The following is a 4,579-nucleotide window of genomic DNA, read 5'->3' as shown; positions in this document are numbered from 1 at the left end:
CCCCGCTTGCTCGGCACCGCTGGCCGGTCAAGCCGATCAAGCGGCCAGCGGTGCCGAGCAAGCGGGGTCGGCTCCGGTCACCCCGCACGCGCCGCCGCCCTCGCAACCGCTGCCGAAAACCCCGACCAGTTCCGCGCCGCCGCCGAAGCCCAAGCCGACGAAGGAGTGACACGCCATGCCCAGCCCGGAGACGCCCCACGAGCCAGGTGGCGGCGAACTGGTGCCCGTGAAGTTCTCACGCCTCACCAGACGCGGCATCCTGCTCGGCCTGTCGCTGAGCCAGCTGATTACCCTCGGCGTCGGTGGGGCGAGCCTCGTGGCCGCGTTCTACGGCGGCGGCGGCCTCCTGTTCCTCATCACCGCCCCGATCTGGGTACTTGCTGCCGCGATCACCTGGATTCCCGTGGCGGGCCGCCCGCTCGTCGAGTGGCTGCCGGTGGCCTGCTGGTGGCTGTGGCGCAAGACCGGCGGGCAACTGGCCTACCGGCGCAGAATCGTCACCCCGCGCCCTGCGGGAACGCTCGCGCTGCCCGGCGACATGGCCCGGCTGCGCGAGTACACCGACCCCGAGACCGGGGCCGGGATGGTGCACGACCCGACCGCCGGAACCCTCACCGTCGTCACCGTGATCACCCATCCCGCGTTCGTGCTGCTCGACCCCGGCGAGCAGGAACGCCGCGTGACCGCGTGGGGCCGGGTGCTGGCGACCGTGTGCCGCTCCGGGCGCATCGCCACCCTGCAAGTGCTGGAACGCACCCTGCCGGACTCCGGGCAGGGCTTGGCCGAGTGGTGGGCCGCGCACGGCACCGCCGACGGCTCGTGGGCGGCGACGACCTATCAGGAGCTGATCGACCGGGCCGGACCTGCCGGGGAACGTCACGCGACCACGCTCAGCCTGAGCCTGGACATGCGCGCCGCCGCCCGCCAGATTCGCACCGCTGGCGGCGGCATCAAGGGCGCGGCGAACGTACTGCGGCAGGAGATGGGCACCCTGTCGGCAGCGCTGCGCTCGGCAGACCTGACGAGCAAGGGCTGGCTCAGCACCGGGCAGATCGCGGTCATCCTGCGCTCGGCGTATGACCCGGCTATCGCCGCGACGCTGGAACGCCACGGCGACCTCGGACACGACCTCGCCACCGCCGGGCCAGTCGCGGTCACCGAGTCGTGGGGGCATCTGCGCAGCGACTCGGCCTATCACACCGTCGTCTGGATTTCGGAGTGGCCGCGCTCGATGGTGCATCCGGGGTTCCTCTCACCCGTGTTGCTGTCCAGTGGTATCCACCGTGCGTTCTCGCTGATCTGTACCCCGCTGCGCACCGATCAGGCCGCGCGCGACATTCGCCGCAAGAAGACCGAGTACATCAGCGACGCGGCCCAGCGCGCCCGCATCGGGCAGATCGAAGACGCTTCGCAAACCGCTGAATACCACGACGTGCTCCAGCAGGAGGCAGACCTCACCGCCGGGCACGGAGTGCTCCGCTACACGGGTCTGATCTCGGTGTCTGCCGACTCGCTCGAGGAACTGGAAGCGGCAGTCGCTGCGATCGAGCAGGCCGCCATCCAAGCCTCGTGTGAGGCCCGCGTGCTGGTCGGCCAGCAGGCCCAAGCGTTCACCGCCGCCGCGCTGCCGCTGTGCCGCAAGGTCTGAGCCGTCGGGCGCACCTCGAAGCCACCTGCACCTGTTCATCTGGAGGTCCGACATGCCCACGTTCAACGACCCGACCGCTGACGCTGCGGAAGCAAACGCGGCGTTGCGAGGCCTCGCGCACGCCAGCCGACGCATCGACAACCCCGACAAGCTCCACGGCATCGTCGGGGAACTACTGGCCGCGACCCGCTTGCTGGAACAGTCGTTCATCCAGCTCGCCGGAGCAGGTATCACCTACCAAGGCCGGGCCGCTCATGACGACGGTGACCGCGACCTCGGTGCCGCGGATGTCTGGGCCGCTGCCGATGCGCTGCGCCAGGCCGCGCAGCATGTCAGCGCCGCCGAGAGCTGCCTGGATCAGGCGTCCGGGCACCTGGGGCGCATCGCCTGGCAGCCGTCCGAGCGCCAGTGGGTGACCGTGGTGTTCTTGCAGGGCGAGGAAGCCGACCGGGTGCTTGACTTCATCGACCGCGACGGCACCGACGCGGCAATCGAGTATCTGCGAGGCTTGGACTACGGCGACGAGACCAACAATGCCGCGCTGGCAAACGGGCACGTCTACGACGAGCTGCCCGACAGCACAACCGACAAATACGCCAAGACCGCCGGCTACTCCCTCACCTACAACCGGACGCTCGGCAACGTCGCCCTCTACCGTGACTACAACCCGCCAGCCAACGCCACAGCAAACGCCGACGGTTCACAGCGGGTGGAGCCCGCACAGGATGCGGCGAACGTCGAGGCCGCGCGCCGCGCGCTCGATGAGCGCCGCGACCGCGTGCGTGGCGATGGGTCCTGGTTCACCCCCGACCGCATCGCGGACATCAAGCGCGACCGGGGGCTGGAACGATGAGCCACAGCGACGAGGAGAAGCTGCACGCCTCGGTGCTGGTCGCCCCCGCGAAAGAGCGGCGCCGCTACCGCAAGCAGCGGCGCCAAGCCGCGGACCAGCTGCACCGCGAGCAGCGCCAGCAGCGGATAGACGAGGCCAAGGCCCGCGCCGAAGCGGACAAGGCCGAGCGCGCCGCACGCCAGTATCTGCCCGCCGCCGGGGAACCCGGACCCTCGATGCTGCGTACACCGGGCCGCTTCCAGTTGCCCCGACATCAAGACACCTCCGCCACCCTCTCCGGCGCGTACCCGTTCGTCGCCGAGGGCGGCCTCGGCTCGTCCGGTGTCTTCGTCGGTCAAGACTTGTACTCGGGCGGGAGCTTCGTCTACGACCCGTGGGTGCTGTACGCCAACGGCGTCATCACCGCGCCGAACGTCGTGCTGGCCGGAATCGTCGGGTCCGGCAAGTCCTCACTGGCCAAGTCGCTCTACACGCGCAGCCTGCCGTTCGGGCGGCGCGTGTACGTGCCGGGTGACCCGAAAGGGGAACATACCGTCATCGCTGAAGCGGTCGGCGGCAGGGCGATCGCGCTCGGCCACGGCATGGCCAACAGGCTCAACCCTCTGGACGAGGGGTATCGGCCCTCCCACTTCACCGATGCGGAGTGGGAGAGCACCGTGGCAGCGCGCCGCCGCGACCTCATCGGCGCGCTGGCCGAGGTCGTCCTCAACCGAGGCCTCACGCCGCTGGAGCACACCGCAATCGACACGGCGCTGATCGCGACCGTGCGAGAGAACACCGTGCCGATTCTGCCGATGGTCGTAGACCGTATCCTCGCCCCGTCCGACGACGCCGACGGGCGACTGACCGAGGACGGCCGCATCGTCGGCCACGCCTTGCGGCGTTTGGTCGCAGGCGACTTGGCGGGATTGTTCGACGGCCCCTCGACGGTGCAGTTCGACCCGACGCTGCCGATGATGAGCCTCGACCTGTCGCGGGTGACGGAGAACAGCACGCTCATCAGCGCGCTAATGACGTGCTGTTCGGCGTGGATGGAGTCGGCGCTGCTCGACCCGGCAGGCGGGCAACGGTGGGTGATCTATGACGAGGCGTGGCGGCTGATGTCTCAGCCGTCGTTGCTGAGACGGATGGACGCGCACTGGCGGCTCGCCCGGCACTACGGCATCGCCAATGCCTTGATCTTCCACAAGCTGACCGATCTGGAGAACGTCGGTGACTCCGGCAGCGCCATGCGTTCGCTCGCCAACAGCCTGCTGGCGAACGCCGAGACGCGGGTGATCTACCGGCAGGAATCCGACCAGCTGGGCGTCACCGCCAAGGCCCTCGGCCTGACGACCACCGAGCGTAAGCTGCTGCCCTCACTCGGCGTCGGGCAGGGCCTGTGGCGCATCAAAGAACGCAGCTTCGTCGTCCAACAGCAGTTGCACCCTGCTGAGCTCGCGCTCTTCGACACGAGTGCCCGGGCATCGGGGCGCTCTCCGGGCGGGAGCGTGCGATGAGCCAGAGCGAACCTGATCGGGAGCGCCTCACGCTGACGATGACGGCGCTCGACGACGGCCTGAACCGGATCGCTCGGAAGCACGAGGGCGCGGTGCAGTTCTTCTACGAAGATCCCGAGACGTTCGGCGCCGGGCACTTCGTGTTCTACCCGGAGAACGACACCCGCTCACGGTTTGCGATCGAAGAGCAGTACACCGGCACCGACTGGTCAGACGACGAGCGGCTGCCGACGTCGTGGACGTGGACAGCGGAACGTCGCGTGCGCCACTCGGACGGCACGCACATGTGGGGCGTCGAGCGCACCGGCGAAGCGCGTGCGGAGGACTTCTGGCAGGTGCTCGTCGAGGCCGAGAACTGGGCGCGGCGCATACAGAACCGCACCACTCAGGCCGCACAGTTCGGCATCGGTCACCGCCGAAGGAACGAACCGCCCGCGCCGAGGCTCTAGCCGCTCGCCGGGAGGCGTCAGGCGCACCTGACGGCATGAGAAAACCACTTGCCCATGCCGCTGCTCCCGCGCCGGTCTCGATGCCGCTGATCCGCCTCGCCGTGCACGACGACGGCACGATGAGCGCCAC

4 protein-coding genes are annotated in these 4,579 nt (G+C 69.3%); all 4 read left to right on the top strand.

The window, feature by feature from the left end; genetic code table 11:
• The first annotated feature begins 175 nt into the window (after nucleotides 1–175).
• From AX744_RS08180 to AX744_RS08165, 4 genes are read left to right on the top strand one after another with little or no spacing between them, the layout of a single operon-like run.
• Complete coding sequence (locus AX744_RS08180) at nucleotides 176–1,648, top strand: SCO6880 family protein (protein ID WP_052001299.1); 1,473 nt, start codon at nucleotides 176–178, stop codon at nucleotides 1,646–1,648.
• A gap of 52 nt (nucleotides 1,649–1,700) precedes the next feature.
• Entirely contained in the window at nucleotides 1,701–2,501 is an 801-nt protein-coding gene (locus AX744_RS08175; RefSeq protein WP_036340994.1) for a hypothetical protein, read from the top strand.
• Nucleotides 2,498–4,000: an ATP-binding protein gene (locus AX744_RS08170; RefSeq protein WP_058630946.1), complete on the top strand. Its 1,503-nt coding sequence runs from the start codon at nucleotides 2,498–2,500 to the stop codon at nucleotides 3,998–4,000. Before AX744_RS08175 ends, AX744_RS08170 begins: the two co-directional genes overlap by 4 nt.
• Entirely contained in the window at nucleotides 3,997–4,449 is a 453-nt protein-coding gene (locus AX744_RS08165) for a hypothetical protein (RefSeq protein ID WP_036341000.1), read from the top strand. The genes AX744_RS08170 and AX744_RS08165 overlap by 4 nt, the downstream gene beginning before the upstream one ends.
• Nucleotides 4,450–4,579: the final 130 nt, after the last annotated feature.

The organism is Microbacterium sp. CCH5-D1 (assembly GCF_001557335.1).
Taxonomy (GTDB): domain Bacteria; phylum Actinomycetota; class Actinomycetes; order Actinomycetales; family Microbacteriaceae; genus Microbacterium; species Microbacterium oxydans.
The sequence above is the reverse complement of the archived record's forward strand: the minus strand, read 5'-3'. Positions and strand labels throughout refer to the sequence as shown.

Bases quoted from the DNA above. Each gene is read 5' to 3' on its own strand.
- AX744_RS08180 (WP_052001299.1), top strand. From the start codon at position 176: ATGCCCAGCCCGGAGACGCCCCACGAGCCAGGTGGCGGCGAACTGGTG.
- AX744_RS08175 (WP_036340994.1), top strand. From the start codon at position 1,701: ATGCCCACGTTCAACGACCCGACCGCTGACGCTGCGGAAGCAAACGCG.
- AX744_RS08170 (WP_058630946.1), top strand. From the start codon at position 2,498: ATGAGCCACAGCGACGAGGAGAAGCTGCACGCCTCGGTGCTGGTCGCC.
- AX744_RS08165 (WP_036341000.1), top strand. From the start codon at position 3,997: ATGAGCCAGAGCGAACCTGATCGGGAGCGCCTCACGCTGACGATGACG.